The sequence below is a fragment of the Ensifer sp. Root142 genome (assembly GCF_001426785.1).
Taxonomy (GTDB): Bacteria; Pseudomonadota; Alphaproteobacteria; order Rhizobiales; family Rhizobiaceae; genus Ensifer; species Ensifer canadensis.
This window is the reverse complement of record NZ_LMFK01000004.1, coordinates 152,145-152,875: the sequence shown is the minus strand read 5'-3', so window position 1 is coordinate 152,875 and position 731 is coordinate 152,145. Positions and strand designations below refer to the sequence as shown.

The 731-nt window shown below is 58.7% G+C and carries 1 protein-coding gene; it reads right to left on the bottom strand.

Annotated features, from left to right (window positions below; translation table 11 throughout):
- Nucleotides 1–224: 224 nt before the first annotated feature.
- Entirely contained in the window at nucleotides 225–488 is a 264-nt protein-coding gene (locus ASD52_RS08095) for a hypothetical protein (RefSeq protein ID WP_171520275.1), read from the bottom strand.
- Between the last annotated feature and the right edge of the window lie 243 nt (nucleotides 489–731).

Genomic DNA, 731 nt, shown 5'->3' with positions numbered 1-731 from the left:
AAGCTGTCGTTGGAGAAGCACCGCCGCTAGAGAGGTGATCGATGAGACCTTGCGCCGAGCCCTGAAACCGGCATGCCACTTTTAAGTGTTCGCGACCTAGTCGCGAATTGAGGAGAGGCAGCATGGTACAATTCTAGGACTGGTGCGATTACAACGACACGCCTGTCGGAAATCACTACATCCGGGTCATGAGAGGTCGCGGAGCCGATGAGCAGGTCACCAGTTCAGGTGCGTTCAAAGCCAAGCACGAAATCGACAACCTTCGACGATGACATTTCGCAGGGCCTCAGGATGGTGCGCGCGTCAGAGAGCACATAGAGGTTGAAACTGACGACATCCGCTCCGCCCAGCTCTTCGCCATACAGCCACACTCGCCTCCATCGGCGGCCCTGGAAAATTCCGTGCACGTAGCCCTCGGGAAGCTCCGCAAGCGCCTTCTCGAACTTAACCAGAAACGCAGACGACAGCTCGGACGCCGACTGCGTCATGGCGCCAGGCACTCGTCACAAATGCCACAACCGTCGGCGTCCATCCACGATGCCGAGGGCCACAGGTCAATTCACCAAGCCGATATCTCCACCCTCAGGGGCGCAGTCCAATAAGGGGTGAATTTTGGATGCTGATTGACAGCCGGCCAGCGGCCAACCAATCTGGCGCGTGCCATTCGCGCCCGTATCGAACCCCTCGGGGGCGTAGAGCTCAAGTTACCTGCACGCGACCCGATTCGTGAC

Coding starts and splice junctions, on each gene's coding strand:
- ASD52_RS08095 (WP_171520275.1), bottom strand. CDS start 488: ATGACGCAGTCGGCGTCCGAGCTGTCGTCTGCGTTTCTGGTTAAGTTC.